At 46.3% G+C, this 20,618-nt stretch carries 16 protein-coding genes; 5 read left to right on the plus strand and 11 right to left on the minus strand.

All coding sequences use genetic code 11. The features are described 5' to 3' along the window. Nucleotides 1-68 precede the first annotated feature (68 nt). From AB4623_RS05400 to glnA, 5 genes are all read right to left on the minus strand, one after another. On the minus strand, nt 69-2,651 hold the full coding sequence (locus AB4623_RS05400) for an EAL domain-containing protein (RefSeq protein ID WP_372145905.1): 2,583 nt from the start codon (nt 2,649-2,651) through the stop codon (nt 69-71). A gap of 108 nt (nt 2,652-2,759) precedes the next feature. Further along, complete coding sequence (gene glnG / locus AB4623_RS05405; protein WP_017063059.1) at nt 2,760-4,163, minus strand: nitrogen regulation protein NR(I); 1,404 nt, start codon at nt 4,161-4,163, stop codon at nt 2,760-2,762. Nucleotides 4,164-4,284: 121 nt separating this feature from the next. After that, entirely contained in the window at nt 4,285-5,361 is a 1,077-nt protein-coding gene (glnL, locus tag AB4623_RS05410) for a nitrogen regulation protein NR(II) (protein WP_019826501.1), read from the minus strand. Nucleotides 5,362-5,529: 168 nt separating this feature from the next. Beyond that, nucleotides 5,530-6,099, minus strand: a complete 570-nt coding sequence (locus AB4623_RS05415; protein WP_372145907.1) for a DUF4124 domain-containing protein — start codon at nt 6,097-6,099, stop codon at nt 5,530-5,532. A 392-nt stretch (nt 6,100-6,491) separates the two neighbouring features. After that, nucleotides 6,492-7,901, minus strand: a complete 1,410-nt coding sequence (gene glnA, locus AB4623_RS05420) for a glutamate--ammonia ligase (RefSeq protein WP_017059221.1) — start codon at nt 7,899-7,901, stop codon at nt 6,492-6,494. A gap of 562 nt (nt 7,902-8,463) precedes the next feature. Between glnA and typA the strand changes: the two genes are divergently transcribed. Further along, nucleotides 8,464-10,299: a translational GTPase TypA gene (typA, locus tag AB4623_RS05425; RefSeq protein ID WP_017059220.1), complete on the plus strand. Its 1,836-nt coding sequence runs from the start codon at nt 8,464-8,466 to the stop codon at nt 10,297-10,299. 144 nt (nt 10,300-10,443) lie between these two features. Here typA and AB4623_RS05430 read toward each other — a convergent pair whose 3' ends face one another. Together AB4623_RS05430 and AB4623_RS05435 are read right to left on the minus strand one after the other, a co-directional pair. Then, on the minus strand, nt 10,444-10,974 hold the full coding sequence (locus AB4623_RS05430; RefSeq protein ID WP_372145909.1) for an AAA family ATPase: 531 nt from the start codon (nt 10,972-10,974) through the stop codon (nt 10,444-10,446). A gap of 20 nt (nt 10,975-10,994) precedes the next feature. Next, nucleotides 10,995-11,636 (minus strand): DUF2959 domain-containing protein, encoded by a 642-nt coding sequence (locus AB4623_RS05435; RefSeq protein ID WP_029235101.1) that lies wholly within the window; start codon nt 11,634-11,636, stop codon nt 10,995-10,997. 42 nt (nt 11,637-11,678) lie between these two features. Here AB4623_RS05435 and AB4623_RS05440 point away from each other — a divergent pair, with 42 nt between their 5' ends. Genes AB4623_RS05440 through AB4623_RS05450 form a run of 3 tightly spaced genes read left to right on the plus strand, consistent with a single transcriptional unit; the run spans nt 11,679 to nt 13,978 of the window. After that, on the plus strand, nt 11,679-12,620 hold the full coding sequence (locus AB4623_RS05440; protein ID WP_229648024.1) for a virulence factor BrkB family protein: 942 nt from the start codon (nt 11,679-11,681) through the stop codon (nt 12,618-12,620). Next, nucleotides 12,592-13,026: a D-aminoacyl-tRNA deacylase gene (gene dtd / locus AB4623_RS05445; protein WP_065585029.1), complete on the plus strand. Its 435-nt coding sequence runs from the start codon at nt 12,592-12,594 to the stop codon at nt 13,024-13,026. Before AB4623_RS05440 ends, dtd begins: the two co-directional genes overlap by 29 nt. 16 nt (nt 13,027-13,042) lie before the next feature. After that, nucleotides 13,043-13,978, plus strand: coding sequence for a bifunctional GNAT family N-acetyltransferase/hotdog fold thioesterase (locus AB4623_RS05450; protein ID WP_017065806.1), 936 nt, complete (start codon nt 13,043-13,045; stop codon nt 13,976-13,978). A 40-nt stretch (nt 13,979-14,018) separates the two neighbouring features. Here the strand turns inward: AB4623_RS05450 and AB4623_RS05455 are convergent, their stop codons facing one another. The 4 genes from AB4623_RS05455 to hslR all read right to left on the minus strand — a co-directional run bounded on the left by AB4623_RS05455 (nt 14,019) and on the right by hslR (nt 19,405). After that, nucleotides 14,019-15,989 (minus strand): AsmA family protein, encoded by a 1,971-nt coding sequence (locus tag AB4623_RS05455; protein ID WP_372145911.1) that lies wholly within the window; start codon nt 15,987-15,989, stop codon nt 14,019-14,021. A gap of 154 nt (nt 15,990-16,143) precedes the next feature. Beyond that, the gene (gene pckA / locus AB4623_RS05460; protein WP_017062492.1) at nt 16,144-17,769 is read right to left on the minus strand and encodes a phosphoenolpyruvate carboxykinase (ATP); all 1,626 of its coding nucleotides are present in this window, start codon (nt 17,767-17,769) and stop codon (nt 16,144-16,146) included. Nucleotides 17,770-18,106: 337 nt separating this feature from the next. Then, a complete protein-coding gene (hslO, locus tag AB4623_RS05465; RefSeq protein ID WP_017063067.1) occupies nt 18,107-19,000 on the minus strand; it encodes an Hsp33 family molecular chaperone HslO in 894 nt (297 codons plus the stop codon). 18 nt (nt 19,001-19,018) lie between these two features. Then, nucleotides 19,019-19,405 (minus strand): ribosome-associated heat shock protein Hsp15, encoded by a 387-nt coding sequence (gene hslR, locus AB4623_RS05470; RefSeq protein WP_017090220.1) that lies wholly within the window; start codon nt 19,403-19,405, stop codon nt 19,019-19,021. Nucleotides 19,406-19,735: 330 nt separating this feature from the next. Between hslR and gspC the strand changes: the two genes are divergently transcribed. Next, entirely contained in the window at nt 19,736-20,617 is an 882-nt protein-coding gene (gene gspC, locus AB4623_RS05475; RefSeq protein ID WP_017062489.1) for a type II secretion system protein GspC, read from the plus strand. Nucleotide 20,618: the final 1 nt, after the last annotated feature.

Genomic DNA, 20,618 nt, shown 5'->3' on the forward strand with positions numbered 1-20,618 from the left:
TTTAACTGATCGGCATTACAGCATCATGCTGGCATTTTTGTATCTGACTCATTCGATTTCTGCCTGGTTTAGGTGAGACTCTCAGTGGTATTTTGTTTGACCTTGGCACTTTGCTTGGAGTTGATGAGGTCGGTAGGCCATTGGTCAAACGGAACTGGGCGACTGTATAAGAAGCCTTGAGCAAGCGGGCACTGCAGCTGCTTGAGAAGTTCAGCCTGTTGCTGTGTTTCAACGCCCTCTGCCACCAAGCTTACTTTGAAGCCCTTAGTGATGTTAACGATGGCCGCGACGATGGAGCTATCTAGGTTCTCTTTATCAAGTTTGCTGACAAAGCTGCGATCGATCTTTAAGCAATCAAATGGCAGTTTGTGTAAATAAGCCAGTGACGAATAGCCGGTACCAAAGTCATCAATCGCAATTGATATCCCTAGTGCTTTTAGAGTCAGCATGTTATCGATGATGGTCGGGTCGTTGTCGACGATGCGTGATTCGGTGATCTCTAGTGTCAGGTTGCTTGCTGGCAGATTTGTGTCTCGCAACGTGCCTTTTACTTGTTCCACAAAGCCACTTTCGCTTAGCTGAACGACCGACAGGTTGACGTGAATCGAGAAGTCCTTGCTCCATTTTCCTGACTCAATCGCGATGGCTGTATCTCGACACGACTTATGCAGAATTTGTTTTCCGATATCGTCAATGAGCCCGCTCTCTTCCGCGAGAGGAATGAACTCGAGTGGCGAGATCACCCCTTCATCCGTTATCCAGCGAGCTAAAGCTTCTGCTCCTATGGTCGAGCCAGATTCCAGATCAATAATAGGCTGATAAAACGGTTCGAACTGTTGAAGCTCAATCGCTCGGTTCATCCGCGCTAACATCTTGGTGCGATGTCTCGATGCTTTGCCCATTTCAAGGCTATAAATACAGACACTGGTTTTGTCTTGTTTCGCATTGCTCAATGCAATGCTGCTGCTGCGTAGCAGGAGTGTAATGTCGTGAAGATTAGAGACATTCACTATCCCCATCGATACCTTAATCACCACGCTTTCCGATTCCATTGAAAATGGGGAAGCGAAGGTTTGAAGTAAGCGGTTAGTCAGCAGCTGAACATCATCGCTTTGCGTTACGTTTGGCGCGTAGATGGCAAACTCATCACCACCAGTGCGAGCTAGTAGGTATTCGGATGGCAGTGTGCCTCTTAAACGAGCGGCCGCAATGATAAGTAGCTGGTCGCCATTGTAATGACCTAGGCTGTCATTGATGTCTCGGAAGCGATCAATACCAATCAAATACAGTGTGCCTTTTTCGTTGTCGGGGTGTTTCTTGGCAGCGTCAATAAAGCCTTCACGGCTGTATAGCTTGGTTAATGAGTCATAGGTAAGTTGAGACTGTAATGCATGAAACGAAGCCTTTAAGTTGTTGGTCATTTCATTGAATGACTCGACCAACATGCTGGTTTCATATATATGCCCTGTTTTTGGCATGCTCGCGTCCCAATCGCCCTTAGCAAGGCGTTTTGCCGCATCCGCTGTCGAGGTGATGGGTTGGGTTGCGCGATTAAAGGCAATTAATCCTGCAATGACCCCAATGCAGCTCAGTGCTAGCCCAAGCAACCAACTGTTTCTTTGATTTTCTGGCAATTCACCGAGCAGATTGCTTTCAGGGATCGACACCCCAATAAACCACGTGAGCCCGTGCTCATCTTCGTATGGGGTGATTTGGTTGAAGTAGCGTTCGTTGTCTAGGCTAAAACTAAAGCGCTGCTCGCCCAAATTCTCGATTAGGTGGAATTGCTCTACGTAGCTAGCACTCTCACGTATGACTGGATTAGCACTCTCTGTTGCTAGTTTGCGTTGCCCTTTGTTGGTTTGTCCTGTGCCCCATGAAACGACACTGCCTCCGCCTGAGTGCGCGACCAAGCGTTGCTGCTTATCGATGATGTAAACAGAGGCATCCGTTCTATCTTTGAGCTTTCTGAGAAACGCATTGAAGGTATTGATTTTGATGTCGCTGACTACGACGGCTTTGAATTCATTATCATCATAGATAGGCGCTAGAGCAGATAAGGTGATTTCTTGACGTTCGTCAGCATTGGCATAAATTGGTGACCATAACGGTTTTTTCTGTGTCGCAATGGGTGTGTACCAAAGACGGATTCTAGGATCGTAACCTGAAATCACCGATCGAATGTCTTCACTAATTTTGCTGCCACGGTAAATGACCAGCTGATCATTGGTGCGTTCGTCTTGCACCATCAAGGTGTAGCCTTTGTTGGCTTCTTTGCGGAAACCGACGTAGTTACCATCTTCAGAACCAAAGCCGATCGCATCGAGTTGAGGTACAGCAGTGTAATGGTCTGAAAACGTATAAAAAATATAGTCTTGGACCTTACTAAGATTGCCTGCTTGATAAAGATGGTGGTAGCCGATGTTATGGCTGAGCGAGAGGTTGGCGTGAAATGGCTTTTCTAAAAAATTAGACAGGCTTTGATGAACATTGTCAGTCAGTGATGTCAGCTGGCGTGCACTAACATCACTCACCATCTCTTTGTAGCTTAGCTTTTGAGTGAAAACCATTACACCCATAGTGAACAGAAAAATCATCACGAATGGCAGAACCACTGCGGTTCTCAAAGTAATTTGTGTTTTCAAAGACATCTTTAGCTACAACTTTGGTGAATAGTGTACTGTAATTGTACCGACACTATTCAAACCAAGCGACACTTTTTTGGTTAAAAAGTAGCTGCATCGAGAATCATATAAGGTCTAGTACAGTTCTTTGAGTTTACGAGTTAGGGTGTTTCTTCCCCATCCCAAAACCTTAGCTGCATCCTGTTTATGACCATTAGTGTGGTGGAGTGCAGCCTCGAGCAGTATACGTTCAAACTCTGGTAGAGCGTAAGTGAGCAGCTCTTTTTCTCCTGAATCAAGCGCACATTTCGCCCAATTCGCGAGCAGTTGCTGCCAGTTATCCCCAGAACCTGAAGTGGTCACGACTTTTTCTTCCAACAATTCCGGTGGTAGATCGGAAGGCAGTATCTCGCTGCCGCTAGCCATCACCGTTAACCAACGACAAATATTCTCAAGCTGACGTACGTTACCAGGCCAATTGAGCTGGTTGAGCTTCAAAATGGTCTCAGGATGCAGTGTCTTCACTTCAACACCGAGCTCTTCGGCGGCGGATGCTAGGAAGTGATGAGTCAGCTTTTCAATGTCTTGTTTACGTTCGCGAAGTGCCGGGATATGGATTCGGATAACGTTGAGTCGGTGGAAAAGGTCTTCACGGAAGTCGCCTTCATGCACTAAGCGCTCAAGATCTTGGTGGGTTGCGGCAACGATACGAACGTCTACCTTAACTGCAGAGTGACCGCCGACACGATAGAACTGACCATCAGAAAGTACACGCAACAAGCGAGTTTGGATATCGAGTGGCATGTCACCGATCTCATCCAGAAATAGGGTGCCGCCGTTGGCTTGTTCAAAGCGTCCTTGGCGAACGCTGTTAGCACCGGTAAAGGCACCTTTTTCGTGGCCAAACAGTTCAGACTCGATCAGATCTTTGGGGATTGCTGCCATGTTCAAGGCAATGAAGGGCTTCTTAGCTCTTGGGCTGTGACGATGCAGAGCGTGAGCGACCAATTCTTTACCGGTACCCGATTCACCATTGATCAGCACGGATATGGATGAGCGAGACAAACGGCCAATCGCTCGGAAAACCTCCTGCATTGCCGGTGCTTCACCGATGATTTCTGGCGCGTTGGTGTCTTCAGCGACCTCACTGGCTTGTTCGCGTTTCTGCTCTTGGCTGTGCGCGATCGCTCGTTCGACTAGAGTCAGTGTTTCATCAATATCGAACGGCTTTGGAAGATATTCAAAGGCGCCTTTTTGATAAGCATTCACCGCCGCATCAAGGTCTGAGTGCGCGGTCATAATGATCACGGGCAGGTCGGGAGAGCGTTGATGAACCTGATGCAATAGCTCAATCCCGTCAATGCCGGGCATGCGAATGTCAGACACCAATACGTCCGGTGTCTCGCGCTCAAGCGCAAGCAACACGCTCTCAGCATCAGCAAATGTTTCACACTTAATATCCGCAGATGAAAGTGTTTTCTCTACTACCCAGCGGATAGAGCTGTCGTCATCGACGACCCAAACGTATCCCTTACTCATAATTCAATTCCTTTGCAGCCAAATCTATTGTGATAATCATTGTTGTTTTTATGATGTCTTAATCTTTGTGTTACCGAGCTAAGCCTTTCATCTCGCTGTCCAATAGCGAGGTTCTTATGACCTAAATCGGTAGATAAATCGTGAATGTGGTGTTGCCTGGCCAGCTTTCAACATCAATTTTCCCATTGTGTTGATCGATCAGGTTTTGAGAAATCGATAGCCCCAGCCCTGTTCCACCTTCTCGTCCGCTGACCATTGGGTAAAACAGCGTGTCTTTTAAATCATCGGGGATGCCCGGACCGTTATCGCTGATCTCAATACGAGCTGCGAGTTTGTGTCGCTGCCCGTGAATATTTGCTTGATGCACCGTTCTGGTGCGAATGGTGATTTTGCCAGAATCTTGAGTCTTTAGAATCTGCGCTGCATTGCTCACGATATTGAGCATCGCTTGTTCAACCTGTGCCGAATCCATCAAGATGTCCGGTAGGCTCGGGTCGTAATCCCTTTCGATGGCGAGCGTTGAACCCGATTCGAGTTCTACGAGCTGCCTGACTTTCTCAAGTATCTGGTGAAGGTTCTCTTCTGATTTAGTCCCCGGCTTCTGTGGGCCAAGCAGACGGTCGACTAAAGCTCTTAGGCGGTCGGCTTGCTCAATAATGATCTGCGTATATTCATTAAGAGACTGATCAGGAAGCATTTTCCCAAGTAACTGCGCCGCACCTCTTAAGCCCCCGAGTGGATTTTTGATCTCATGTGCTAACCCGCGTACCAGCAACTTAGCCGCTTGTTGTTGTGCATGTTGGTTGAGCTCTTGGCTAAGGCGTCTTTGCTGGTCTATCTTGCGCATCTCAACCAATAACAGCGTCTCTCGCTGCCAAGATATTGGGCTAACCGTGACTTCAAGCATCAGTGGGCGGTTATCAACAACGAAGGTAACGTCACTGTCGGTAATGCTCTGGCCACTTTGTAGCGGTTGCGTCAGAAGCGCCAAATCAAGTGAAGCGTGTTGGATAAGTTGGCTCAGTGGATGATCAACGATGCGTCGTGCGCTCTGTGAAAAGAGCTGCTCAGCCGCCGGATTTGCGTATCGGACATACAATTGCTCATCGAGCATTAATGTCGAAGTCACCATATTGTCGAGAATGGCGCTGGAAAGATGGTGTGTATCTATGCTGTCGCTTTTGGCTGATCGATTCACTATTTCGTCCTTGAACTGGTGTTTTTCTCACTGCACCAAATTGGTGCGTAGCTAAGTTCAAGTATGGCGCATATCAACCAGAAGCTAAAGATAATTCATTAGAGTCGCTGAAAGCTGCTTCGATTAGGTGAAAAGTAGAGGTTATTTGGCCTCTTTTAACACATTGGCCTACTTGAACGTCGCTCGATGTAAATACACGGTGACTGGACTAGTAGATGCAATAAGCTTGCCGCTTCTATGTGCTTGAATTGCAATGGTGTGAGTACCTCGATCGATACCTTTTAATTCCCAAATAGGCTGGGTCTGTGGGGCGCCATATCGACGGCCATCAAGCATCAATTGTAATTGCTCCCCAATACCAAGTTTTCGGTTGAGCTCTATCTGAATCGGGATTAAGCCGCGGTTGTTGCGAATGGTTTGATCATGAACTGGAGTCAGCATGGTGAGGGTTAATTGAGTGGGAACCTCGCGCTCTGTGGTTTCGGTTTCTGCCTGGGTTTTGGCTGGCGTTGCCGTTTTAGTTGTAGAGGAAGCAGCAGCGTCAACCGGAGTTGAGGCCTCAAATTTAGGGGCGGGTGCTGAAGCTTGCACATCTGGCAGGCGAAGAGCCTCGGCATCTTGAGCGCTAGGGTTATCACTAAAGTGGAGCACGCCATCTTCATCTATCCAGGTATACACCGTTTGAGCAGAGCACGAGAGCGCGACTGTTAACCCGATTAGGAACAGTATGTTTTTCATATCTTTAGCCTCTTTTCACCGCTAGGTGATTTCACGTTTGGCGTTGGTTTTATTGTATTTAGCGCGACAGCCTCTGAGGGCTTTTATTAAATGCCAATCACAGTAAGTTAATGCTCAGAAATAGCGCAGGAAAAAGGCTTGAGAACGAGGCAGCCCTGCTCGGCAAAAATAGTTTCGATAAGTAGTTATTCTACAATCAAAAAACCTAACGATGTTATCGAGTGTTTTAACAAGCTAGGCTGAGTAGTTATTTACTACGATTGGTATCTAGTATGGTACGAGGAAGCGGGGGGAGGGAGAATATAAAAAAGGCCCGCCTGCGAGGCGAGCCTAATATTTAGTCAGCGATTCTTACAAGGTTGCAGTAAGAAATGGCTTATCTCTACAGGAGATTAAACTGAGTAGTACAGTTCAAACTCAAGTGGGTGTGTAGCCATGTTCACGCGTTGTACGTCGTCAGATTTCAGAGTGATGTAAGAATCGATGAAATCGTCAGAGAATACGCCGCCAGCTGTTAGGAACTCACGGTCTTCGCTAAGCGCTGCTAGAGCTTCTTGTAGAGATTCTGCAACTGTTGGGATTTCAGCTGCTTCTTCTGCAGGAAGGTCGTATAGATCTTTATCCATAGCTTCGCCTGGGTGAATCTTGTTCTTGATGCCGTCAAGGCCAGCCATAAGCATTGCTGAGTAGCATAGGTATGGGTTAGCTGCTGGGTCACCAAAACGTAGCTCGATACGACGTGCTTTAGGGCTTGGTACTACTGGGATACGGATAGAAGCAGAACGGTTACGTGCTGAGTAAGCAAGCATTACAGGTGCTTCGAAACCAGGTACAAGACGCTTGTACGAGTTAGTTGATGGGTTAGCAAACGCGTTGATTGCACGAGCGTGCTTGATTACACCACCGATGTAGTAAAGAGCCATTTCAGATAGGCCGCCGTACTTATCACCAGCAAACAGGTTAACGCCGTCTTTTGCTAGAGATTGGTGAACGTGCATACCAGAACCGTTGTCACCAACTAGTGGCTTAGGCATGAATGTCGCTGTTTTACCAAATGCGTGAGCAACGTTGTGTACAACGTACTTGTAGATTTGAGTTTCATCAGCTTTCGCTGTTAGCGTGTTGAAGCGAGTAGCGATTTCGTTTTGACCCGCAGTTGCTACTTCATGGTGGTGAGCTTCAACAACTAGGCCCATCTCTTCCATTACTAGACACATTGCTGAACGGATGTCTTGAGATGAATCTACTGGAGCTACTGGGAAGTAACCGCCTTTAACGCCAGGACGGTGACCTTTGTTACCGCCTTCGAAGTCAGAACCTGTGTTCCAAGCTGCTTCTACGTCATCGATCTTGAAGAAAGAACCAGACATGTCGTTTGAGAACTTAACGTCGTCAAATAGGAAGAATTCTGGCTCTGGACCAACTAGAACTGTGTCTGCGATACCTGTAGAACGTAGGTACTCTTCAGAACGTTTAGCGATAGAGCGTGGGTCACGGTCGTAGCCTTGCATTGTTGCAGGCTCAAGGATGTCACAACGGATGTTTAGTGTTGCGTCTTCTGTGAATGGGTCCAGTACAGCAGATGCTGCGTCTGGCATCATTACCATGTCAGATTCGTTAATGCCTTTCCAACCAGCTACTGAAGAGCCGTCAAACATTTTGCCTTCTTCGAAGAAGTCTGCATCAACTTGGTGAGAAGGAATAGAGATATGCTGCTCTTTACCTTTTGTATCAGTAAAACGTAAGTCGATAAATTTAACTTCGTTCTCTTGGATCAGGGATAGTACATTTTCTACTGACATCTTGGATAACCTCCAGTGTTATTAATTCGGTATTAGCTCGATTCGGTTGAAACTAGCATTGATTAATGTCTATAAGTGCATTAATCGATGCTGATTTATCTATAGCCAAAAACGTGCCAAAAAAATTATTCCATTAATTTCAATGATTTACTTGTTTTTCGGTTTTGCTTAATTTGGTTTTTGCACCAAAATGATCTCCGGGCGCACCTTATTGGTGCAATTGTTTGTCTGTGCACCAATATGAGACATAAGCGAGCACCATTCAGCAATGAATTGCCTAAGTTGTCAATCCACTTTTGTTATTTTGCGGGAGATTTGGTTCGCCACTCGCAGGTGATACTTTTTTAGAGTCCTACGAATTGGGCTGTTCAACACTGTACTGAATCAAAGTTAAGCGGATATGAATCGCTAATAAAGAAAAAAGCCCCGGTTCAGATCACATATTTCTGGGTTTTTGTCTAGAATCTGGTATATTATTGACCGTTTTTTAAATCAAGCTAGCGGTTATTATCCAAACTTTTGAGATAAGTGACGGCTACTTTTATGAGTGAATCGAGAATCCATGTCTACTCCACAGATTGATAAGTTAAGAAATATCGCGATCATCGCGCACGTTGACCACGGTAAAACGACTTTGGTTGATAAACTGCTACAACAGTCAGGCACTCTTGAGTCTCGTGGTGAAGCTGAAGAGCGTGTCATGGATTCGAATGACATCGAAAAAGAGCGTGGCATTACCATTCTTGCTAAGAACACAGCAATCAACTGGAATGATTACCGCATCAACATCGTAGATACTCCGGGACACGCGGACTTCGGTGGTGAAGTTGAGCGTATCATGTCTATGGTTGACTCTGTTCTGCTTATCGTTGACGCAGTTGATGGCCCAATGCCTCAAACTCGTTTCGTAACGCAAAAAGCATTCGCACACGGTCTTAAGCCAATCGTTGTAATCAACAAGATTGACCGCCCAGGCGCTCGTCCTGATTGGGTTATGGATCAAGTATTCGACCTTTTCGACAACCTAGGTGCTACTGATGAGCAACTAGACTTCACAGTTGTTTACGCTTCAGCTCTGAACGGTTGGGCAACAATGACTGAAGGCGAAACTGGCGAGAACATGGAACCATTGTTCCAAGCTGTTGTTGATACAGTAGACGCGCCTGCAGTTGACCTTGACGGTCCACTACAAATGCAAATTTCGCAACTTGATTACAGCTCTTACGTAGGTGTTATCGGTGTTGCTCGTGTTACTCGTGGTTCTGTTAAACCAAACCAACAAGTAACTATCGTAAATGCAGAAGGCAAAAAACGTAACGGTAAAGTAGGTACAGTTCTTGGTTACCTAGGTCTTGACCGTCACGAAGTTGAGCAAGCTAACGCTGGCGACATCATTGCAATCACTGGTCTTGGTGAGCTGAAAATTTCAGACACTATCTGTGACGTAAACAATGTTGAAGCAATGACTCCGCTTTCTGTTGATGAACCAACAGTAACAATGACGTTCCAAGTAAACACTTCTCCGTTCGCGGGTAAAGAAGGTAAGTTCGTTACTTCACGTAACATCCTTGAGCGTCTAGAGAAAGAACTAGTACACAACGTTGCACTACGTGTTGAAGAAACTGATAACCCAGATCGTTTCCGTGTTTCAGGTCGTGGTGAACTTCACCTATCTATCCTGATCGAAAACATGCGTCGTGAAGGTTTCGAGCTAGCTGTATCTCGTCCAGAAGTTATCATCAAGAAAGACGAAGATGGCAACCTAACTGAACCGTTTGAAACTGTGACTATCGACGTGCTTGAAGAGCACCAAGGTGGCATCATGGAAAACATCGGTCTACGTAAAGGTGAGCTAACTGATATGTCTCCAGATGGCAAAGGCCGTGTTCGCATGGACTTCATGATGCCTTCTCGTGGTCTTATCGGTTTCCAAACTGAGTTCCTAACTCTAACGTCTGGTTCTGGTCTTCTTTACCACTCATTTGATCACTACGGTCCTCACAAAGGCGGCGTAATCGGTCAACGTAACAACGGTGTTCTAATCTCGAACGCAACTGGTAAAGCTCTGACTTACGCACTATTCAACCTACAAGAACGTGGTCGTCTATTTGCTGAGCACGCGGATGAAGTATACGAAGGTCAAATCATCGGTATTCACAACCGTTCAAACGACCTAACAGTAAACTGTCTGAAAGGTAAGCAGCTAACGAACGTTCGTGCATCTGGTACTGATGAAGCACAGGTTCTTTCGCCACCTATCCGTCACACTCTAGAGCAAGCTCTTGAGTTCATCGACGAAGACGAACTAGTAGAAGTAACGCCAGTAAGCATTCGTATCCGTAAGAAGCTTCTTACGGAAAACGAACGTAAGCGTGCAGCACGTCCAGCTAAGGCTTAATTGCCAGCTGACTAGCTTCTAGCTAAGTAGATAAGAAAGCCCCGAGTAGCCTAGCTGCTCGGGGCTTTTGTTTTTTAGTTTGTTTAGATACGGTTAAACGAGATTTCGTCATCCTCAAGAGGGAGGAACGACCGAGTTGGGGATCTAGCTTTTGATACCTAAGTAACGCTCAACGAATTGAAGCCGTTCTTCGACTGGCATAAACGGCACTTCAACCACCTCATAACCAAGTTCTTGGTAGACTCTTTCTAACGCGTGGTGAATCTCTAACGCCTCCTCAAACGGATAAGGTCTCACATCATCTTGGACATAAATTGAAGCCTCAGGGCGACAGAACAACACTTGGGGGTGATAACCTTGGCTCGCTTCTCGGTAGGTTGTGTTTATCTCTAGTTTCGCCTGAGCCAAGTAGCCACAGATATCTGGAATGGCGCGATCGAGAAAGGCAACAGGATGCTGACTGGCTTGGTCTTTGTGTTCGCTCATGACGGTTAAACATAGGCGAGCAAAGCCTGGAAGGTCTAACCAAGGTAAGATACCGTTCTCAAGTTGACTCTGCTGTTCGATTAACTGGCGAGAGGACTCAGCGAAGGTTGGGTAACCCATGTCGCCCAAGGCATTAATCAGTGTTGTCTTCCCGGCTCCGGGGCCGCCAGTAATAATGATCGGTTGCATCGTGTTCTTTATCTGTAGCGCTACTTCTGGTTCAGTTGAGCTAGGAACTTATCCGATTCTGCTATTGCAGCATTCATCTGTTCTATCGCGTAGGCGATGTCTTTTTCTAAGCTCATAAATTCGCCCTGCAACGAACCGACAGCACTCGCATTGAGGTTATGCTTTAGATAAAGCGTATTGTCGCGAAGGGTATTGAGCACTGGGTCCATTTTCTTCTCGGCGCGCTTCATTGCTGACAGCATCGTTTGGTAAGACAATTTAGTTTCACGAAGCTTTTGCTCGCTCGAGCGGCGCAGTGAATCACTGGTGTAGAGATCTAACTCACTCTGCCACTCTTCAAACAGCGCATCCGACACATCTTCAATCGCAGCAATGCGGTCACTGACATTTTGCGCGGCTTTCTCGCTGTCTTGGTATTTATCATTGATTTGGTTGTACATGTCTTCAAGGTCGCCGCCACTGAAATTAGTCAGGCTACTCAAGGCTTCAAGTGCGCTGGTAAACTCTTCCTGAGCATCCTGCTGCGACTCTTTAGCGTCTTCCACTCTATCGACCATAATGTCACGCTTGTGGTAACCCACTTGCTCCATGGCGGAGTAATAAGCTGACTGGCATCCAGTAAGAGTAAAAATAGAGAGGACTATAACTATTAAATAAGGCATCCTAGTTTCCTATAGTTAAGTAACGGAATATTAATTAGGACTATGAACGAGTTACAAGGGAGTTACAAGTTGAAGATAAAAAAGGTCGCCACACTCAGTATTCAGTTTTCTCGCTATCTTTTGGCGCGAATGACGCACGATAGAGTCAACGTGAATGCGGGCTACTTGGCGTACATTACTTTGCTCTCGATCGTACCGATGTTGACGGTTCTGCTCTCTATCTTGTCATCATTTTCCATCTTTGCTGATGTTGGTATCGTGATTCAAAACTTCGTTATTATCAACTTTGTTCCAGCGTCAGGAGATGCGGTGCACGGTGCCTTGCTCGAGTTTGTTGCCAACACGGGTAAGATGACGGCGGTCGGTAGTGTGTTCTTGTTCATTGCGGCACTGATGTTGATCTCGAATATCGATAAGAACCTAAACTACATCTGGCGTGTTAATGAGAAGCGACGTGCGGTATTGTCGTTCTCAATGTACTGGATGGTGCTAACACTTGGGCCGATCTTGGTTGGGGCGAGTATTGCTGCCACTTCGTATGTGACATCGCTCAGTCTGCTACAAAATGAAGTCGTATCTGGCGCCTTTAATACCGTAATTCGCAAACTGCCTTTGATTCTCTCTTTCTTTGCGTTTTTCGGTCTGTACCTGTTGGTTCCCAACAAAAAGATACACTTTTCTCATGCGGCTGCAGGTTCTCTAGTGGCGGCTCTGTTGTTCGAACTCAGTAAGAAAGGCTTCGCGGCCTACATTACTCAATTCCCTTCTTACCAGTTGATTTATGGCGCATTGGCGGCAATACCAATTCTTTTTGTCTGGGTTTATTTGTGCTGGTTGATTGTGCTGGTGGGTGCTGAGGTGACCGCTGCATTGGGTGAGCAGGAACAGTGGAGTGACTCGAAAGAAATGGTACACTCGTCGGATAACGACAAAATCACAGAGCAAGGAAACAACAGTGATAGCACTGATCCAGAGAGTAAGTGAAGCTGCCGTCCGTGTTGATGGCGAATTAGTTGGTGAGATTGAACAAGGCTTATTAGTTTTGTTAGGCGTAGAAAAAGGTGACGACGAAGCCAAAGCCAAACGTTTGATGGAACGAGTGACCACTTATCGTGTCTTTGGAGACGAAGACGATAAAATGAACCTCAACGTGAAGCAAGTAGAAGGTAAGGTATTAGTGGTGTCTCAATTCACTCTGCCGGCCGATACCAAGAAAGGGACTCGAGCAGGGTTCTCTCGTGGTGCTCACCCAGAAGATGCTGAGCGTCTTTATAACTATTTCTCTGACCAGTGTGAATCAGTGTTACCAACGGAACGTGGCCGATTCGCAGCCGACATGAAAGTGTCTTTGGTTAATGATGGCCCAGTGACATTCTGGCTGCAGGTTTAGGCTTAAAGGAATAAGCATGTTTAAACTCATAACACCAACCACCGAAAATCAGCTAAACAAGTATTACCATTTTCGTTGGCAGATGCTCCGTGAACCTTGGCGAATGCCGGTAGGTTCTGAGCGCGATGAATATGACCCAATGAGTCACCATCGCATGATTGTTGATGGTCGTGGTCGCCCGATGGCGATTGGTCGTCTGTATATCACCCCAGATCTGGAAGGTCAGATCCGCTATATGGCGGTGAAGAAATCTCGCCAAAGTAAAGGCATGGGTTCGTTGATTCTAGTCGCACTTGAGTCATTGGCTCGCCAAGAGGGTGCTAAGCGCTTGGTGTGTAATGCACGTGAAGATGCGATCTCATTCTATGAGAAGAATGAATTTGAACGTCGCGGTGAGATTAACGATCAACGTGGCCCTGTGCGTCACCAACAGATGGTTAAGCATCTTGACCCAATGGCAGACGTTCTGCGTAAGCCTGAGTGGTGTAATGAGCTTCAGCAGCGCTGGGAACATCAGATCCCGATCAGTGACAAGATGGGCATCAAGATCAACCAATACACGGGTTACCAATTTGAGTGTAGTGCTCAGCTGAATCCCAACTTGAACCCGCATAATACCATGTTTGCAGGCTCTGCCTTTACCTTAGCGACCTTAACTGGTTGGGGGATGACTTGGTTATTGATGAAAGAACGCGGGCTGACCGGTGATATCGTGCTGGCAGACAGTAATATTCGTTATCGTCACCCGGTTGAGCAAAACCCTGTTGCCTCTACTTCATTGGATGGGATCAGTGGTGACTTGGACCGCCTTGCGTCAGGAAGAAAGGCACGTATCATCATTCACGTGACCATTCATAGCGGCGATGTGGAAGCGGTAGAGTTTACGGGAACCTATATGCTGATCCCTGACTACAAAAAGCGATTATCAACAGACTCCAACGTAAACGTATAGCTGACACTGGCTAACAGATACAGATTAAAGATACAAGGCGCTACTCCTGAGGAGTGGCGTTTTTTTGTTGGCAGTCGTTAATCTCCGAATACTCAGCTTGGGTGAGCTTTCCTGAGATTTGATGGCATGGGTCCGATAGGGTAATCGAGAGGGTGTGTTGCTCAGCTTTAAGCAAGTCGAGTTCTCCAGAAGCCTCGCCATTGAGCGTTTGAACCCTTTGTTCGCCTTGCTCTGCTGATGATGCACCAATAATATGCATCGGTTCGAGAGTGAAGCGCCCACGGTCAAAATGCGCATTAAGCTCTGGAATTTCAAACACGTTATCAGTCGATGTTTCAGAAAGCTTGTCATTAAAGGTCATCACACCCTGGCGAACGCTGCCAGTGAGTTGCCCTGTGGTTGAGTAACCGAGCATCAGTGAGTCGCCATATAAACCTGCGGCTTGAAGTTCAAACTCGCCATAGCCGGTTGCATCGAGTGGTAATTCAAGTCGCTGCAGCATAGGCGCAATGGGTAACCCATCGGCAGAAATATCTAAGCTCCATGGCTTGCTGATTTGGTTAAAATCGAGCGTTGCATTGGCTTCAATGTAGCCATTCCTGAGTGGTGCAAACAGACGAGTCAGCGTCCATTTTCCTTGTTCGCTATTCATCTCAACCACAGGCTGTGCGCTGAGAATATTTTGGTAGCTGGCATCATTGGCGCTCGCCATCAGCTTCCCTTGCCACAAGCCCAGTTTTCTATCTTGCAGCAGTTGAACTTGATGCCCCTCGACATGTAATCCAGAGACCTGCCAGTAAGGCGTTTGTGCTAGTTGGATAAGTTGGCTGCGTTCTATATTAAGTCGGTTAATCTCGACGTTCTGGAGTTGTGTAAGCCAAGGTATTAGTCGAGCTGCGACTAGAGGGCTATCTTGGTTTTCGGTAATCCACTTGATGCCTTGTAGGTCGAGTTGCGCTAATTCAATGCTGCTAGGGGTGACTTTGCCATTGAGCTGAACAGTGCCTTGCAGGAATTGAGTATAGAAATCTTCAATCAGAATCTGGTTTGTTTCTAGGTTGAGCTTGAGGCTTGGCTCGATGAACATGTCATCATCAATGGTCACTCCTTCTGCCTGTAGAGAAAAAATGGCTTTCTGTTGTTTCCAGATTTCAAAAGGCAGTTGGATATTTTCTAATGAGGCATCAAAGGCAGCGAGGTGGCCATCTTGCCACTCTACGTCGCTACGCAGAATATCTAAGCTATTGATGTGATTAATCTTAATGCCTGCAACATCCCACTCTTTGCTTAGTAGGTTTTGGGTCTGTTTCTGATTGAGTCGTAAGCCATCGACGGTCACATTCACCAACGACCAATCTTGTTGATATTGTTCAGCTTGCCCAGAAATCTTGGCGCCACGCCAGTCAAACGAAGCACCATAAAGGGTGCTGTCGCTAGGTTTTAAGTCTAGGTCAATCAACAGATTATCGAATGCCTCACCTTGCCAATACAGTTGTGAGGCAGAGAGTTGGGTCTTTCCATAAGGTAGCAGCGAGTTATCGTTGTTCCACGTTGGGGCGGAGATCTGTAGGTCGATGCCTCGCGCATTAAACTCTGGCGTCGAAAAGTCGAGATTGTTGATGGCCAGCTGGTGGAGCTTGATGTTTGGTTGGGTAAATAAAGAAGTCAGTGTTTTTAGATCGTCTGCCTCTAATTGTAGGCCGCTGATCAAAACAGATTCAAAGACCAGTTTGGCCTCTGTCATCGAGCTGGGGCTGAACCAAAGATCGATCTTGTCGATATACAGAGGTGTTTGCTTTTCTGGTTGGCTTTGGGTAATGCCCATTAAGGTGATGTGATAAGGCGCCTGATACTCAACATCTTCAATGAATACAGGTTGTTCAATCGTATGTTTGATAAAAAAGTTGGCAACATCCGCACGGTATTGGGTCTGCAGGCTTAATAGCAGCGCTGCGATAGTTGCAACGGCGATAGCCAACACAATGCCGAACACCATGAATACCTTTTTCATTCCCTGAAAGCCTTAAATTTCAATAGTCTTAAAACAGAGTGGAACAAAAAGGGTCAAGCATCAACAAAAAAGCCCCTCAAAAGAGGGGCTTGCTACAAAAATATCATTTTAAATTGGGCGTTTGCTTTTGGCTAAGCCCGAGCAGATGGTTGGATTAGTCCAGTTGAGGACCAGCTGCAACCAGTGACTTACCTTCAGCGTTGTCTGTGTACTTATCAAAGTTGTTGATGAAGCGCTCGGCTAGATCTTTCGCTTTGCTTTCCCATTGTAGAGGGTCAGTGTACGTATCGCGTGGGTCAAGGATCGCTGGGTCAACATCGTGCAGCGCTAGTGGCACTTCTAGGTTAAACATAGGGATAACCTTAGTTTCAGCGTTGTCGATTGAGCCATCTAGGATAGCGTCGATGATGCCTCGCGTATCTTGGATAGAGATACGTTTACCAGTACCGTTCCAACCTGTGTTCACTAGGTAAGCTTCAGCGCCAGCTGCTTCCATACGCTTCACAAGCACTTCAGCGTACTGAGTTGGGTGGAGAGTTAAGAATGCCGCACCAAATGCAGCAGAGAACGTTGGCGTTGGCTCAGTAATACCACGCTCAGTGCCCGCTAGTTTTGCAGTGAAGCCAGATAGGAAGTGGTACTTCGTTTGCTCTGGAGTCAGTTTAGAAACGGGTGGCAGTACACCGAATGCATCAGCAGTCAGGAAGATAACCTTTTGAGCGTGACCGGCTTTTGATACTGGTTTAACGATGTTATCGATGTGGTGAATTGGGTAAGAAACACGAGTGTTCTCAGTTTTTGAACCGTCATCAAAATCGATAGAACCATCACCACGAACTGTTACGTTTTCTAGTAGTGCATCACGACGGATTGCATTGTAGATTTCAGGTTCTGCTTCTTTAGATAGACGAATCGTCTTCGCGTAACAACCACCTTCGAAGTTGAAGATACCATCGTCATCCCAACCGTGCTCATCATCACCGATTAGCTCACGCTTAGGATCGGTTGAAAGCGTAGTTTTACCTGTACCAGATAGACCGAAGAAGATGGCTACATCGCCTTTCTCGCCGACGTTTGCACTACAGTGCATTGAAGCAATGCCTTGCAGAGGAAGCAGGTAGTTCATCATTGCGAACATGCCTTTCTTCATCTCACCGCCGTACCAAGTACCACCGATGATTTGAACGCGCTCTGTTAGGTTGAAAGCAACGAAGTTTTCAGAGTTTAGACCCTGCTTTTCCCAGTTAGGGTTAGTTGTTTTAGCACCGTTCATTACCACGAAATCAGGTTCGAACGTTGCTAGCTCTTCGTCAGTTGGACGAATGAACATGTTCTTAACGAAGTGCGCTTGCCACGCTACTTCAGTGATAATACGCACGCTTAAGCGCGTATCAGGGTTAGCACCACAATAACCGTCGATGACAAACAGGCGCTTGCCAGATAGCTGAGTTGTCACAAGCTCTTTCAGCTCATTCCATACTTCAGTTGTAATCGGTTTGTTGTCATTTTTGCCTTGATCTGACCACCACATGGTATCGCGGGTCGTGTCATCTTTAACAATGTACTTATCTTTTGGTGAGCGGCCAGTAAAGATACCAGTGTCTACCGCAACAGAGCCTAGTTCCGTTACTACGCCTTTTTCGTAGCCTTCCAAACCTGGCAGTGTTTCTTCAACGAATAACTGCTCGTAGCTAGGATTACGAAGAACTTCAGTAACGCCAGTCAGTCCGTGCTTAGTTAGATCAATTTGTGCAGCCTTTGTATGTTCCATAACGGTCATAGGTGCTCCTTGTAGGATATTTTGTAGGGATTTTGTATTAATTTTTTATTGTTATCTGCTCACCATGCTAGCAACGAGACTCGGGGGAAACAGGGATATAGCTCAAAAAATATCCATATTAGCCATGGGGTTTTAAGCGTCTCGTCACATATTGGCCCAACTAGTCTATCCTGTACGCAAACCTTTGCGCTAGGGGCGAGAACATTATTAATTGATTAAAATTAAGCGGTGATTTTATTACGAGATGTTACGGGGTTTGCGCTATTTTGATCACAAAAAAGGCCAGCTGAGGGCTGACCTTTTTGGGGTAAATTACGTGTTTTTGGTACGCCGTAAATTAATGAACCGTATTGCTGCCTTTATCTGCTGCTTCTGCGTACAGTGCATCAACATCATTCTTGTCGAACGAGTAGTTTGTGCCACAGTAATCGCAGTGTAGACCAACGCTTCCTTCGGTGCTTAGGATGTCGTAGATCTCTTCTTGAGCAACAGTAATGATTGCTGCTGCACTTCGATCGCGTGAACAGCCACAGAAGAACTCAACCGGTTGTGGTGTGAATAGCTGTACTTTCTCTTGGTTGTACAAACGGTAAAGCAGTTCGTTCGCTTCTAGAGTGAATAGCTCTTCGTTTTTCACGGTGTCTGTTAGTTGCTCTAGGTGCTCGAAGTCGTCTGGAGTACCGGTGCCGTCAGGCATTACTTGTAGCAACATACCTGCAGCGTGTGCTTTGCCTTCATGCTCGCCAGTGCGCAGCCATAGACGAGTCTTAAGCTGTTCAGAGTTAGCGAAGTAGCCTTCAAGCACTTGTGCAAGCGTGTCACCTTCAAGACCAACGATACCTTGGTAACGCTCACCTTTCTTAGGATCGATAGTGATCACTAGGTGACCTTTACCCATTAGGGCGTGTAGACCTGCGTCGTCTGCGATATCGCCTTCAAAGCGAGCAACACCACGGATCTTCTGATCGTGATCGCCATTGATAACTGCTAGAGATACTGGGCCGTCACCTTGCAGCTGCATCGTGATAGAACCTTCAAACTTTAGGGTCGCCGTTAGTAGCGTCGTTGAAACCAGTAGCTCACCCAACAGCTTTTGTACTGGAGCTGGGTATTCCTTGCTAGAAATAATCTGTTGGTATGCTTCGTCCATCTGTACCAATTCACCACGTACTGATAGGTCTTCAAATAGGTAGCGATTTAAAACATTACTTGTAGACATTGGGTCTGCCATTTGGCTATTCCTTCTAGCTTATTGAGTCTTGAACTTGATGATGTCACGACGTTGCTTTTTATCTGGGCGACGTTCTGGTGCTGGGCTATGAGCATTTAGCTTGCGTTGTTGTGCAAACTCTTCTCTTTTTGCCAAGCTTTCGGTGGTTTCTTCATAGAGGGTTTGAGCGACTGGCGCCCCGCCGCGGTGTGCGGATATTTTCTCTATGGTGACCGTCTTTTCTTCATTCCCTTGGCGCAGGGTAACCACTGCCCCAAGTTCTACGATTTTGCTGGGTTTACTGCGCTGACCATTATAGTGGACTTTGCCACCATCGACCATGTTGCGAGCAATTGAACGAGTTTTATAAAAGCGTGCTGCCCACAACCATTTATCGAGTCTGACAGCTTCATTAGTCGTTTTCATATAGGACAGTGCCTTTTCAGTTAGAAATGAATGCGGTTTAACTGTAACGAACAGTGCGCAACATGTTTTTGATGATGCTTATCACATTAAGTAGAAGCTTAAAGTGGAGGCGGTTGGCATTTTTTTCAAGTCATAATACAAAATAGCCATGTTATGCCGATTTATCGATTTGCTATGATATAGTTCAGGATCTTATTGCTTAAATAAGCTTGGTATCGAACGAATGAATAAAAAAGCTGAAAGTTTAATGATTTGCAGCGTTTGTCGTCATGAAAAGGGACTAGGAAAGTGAACTTTTTAGAGCTCAAAAATCGCGTAGGGAATTCTCCTATGTTGAGCCGCTTATTAGAGAATGGATTTGTACTTCAGCAGAAACTAAGCTTAGCGACCTGTTGTGTATTGATTGCAGCTTCCGCATGGATCTTAGGGCAGCTTGCATGGTTTATCGAACCTGCTGAGCAAACTATCGCGCCTTGGACAGCAACGGCTTCATCGTCTTCAGCACCTCAATCGACCCTTGATATCTCTTCTTTGCAGCAGAGCAACATGTTTGGTGCTTACAACCCAAGCACGCCCGCTGTGGTTGAACAGCAAGTTATCCAAGATGCGCCTAAGACGCGATTAAACCTCGTTTTAGTGGGTGCAGTCGCGAGCTCGAATCCAAAACTGAGCTTAGCGGTGATCGCCAATCGCGGCACGCAAGCGACCTACGGAATTAATGAAGAGATTGAAGGCACTCGAGCCAAGTTAAAAGCGGTATTAATCGACCGCGTTATCATTGATAACTCAGGACGAGACGAAACCTTGATGCTTGAAGGTATTGAGTACAAGCGTTTGGCTGTATCAGCGCCTGCGCCACCTCGTAGCTCTTCTTCGGTTCGTGGTAATAATCCGGCTTCAGCAGAAGAGAAGCTTGATGAAATTAAAGCGAAGATAATGAAAGATCCGCAACAAATCTTCCAATATGTTCGACTGTCTCAGGTGAAGCGTGACGATAAAGTGATCGGTTATCGTGTGAGCCCTGGCAAAGATTCAGAACTTTTTAACTCTGTTGGGCTCCAAAACGGAGATATTGCCACTCAGTTAAATGGACAAGACCTGACAGACCCTGCTGCTATGGGCAACATATTCCGTTCCATCTCAGAACTAACAGAGCTAAATCTGGTGGTCGAGAGAGATGGTCAACAACATGAAGTGTTTATTGAATTTTAAA

It is taken from the genome of Vibrio sp. 10N.222.52.C12, from assembly GCF_041474215.1.
GTDB classification, from domain to species: Bacteria; Pseudomonadota; Gammaproteobacteria; order Enterobacterales; family Vibrionaceae; genus Vibrio; species Vibrio crassostreae_C.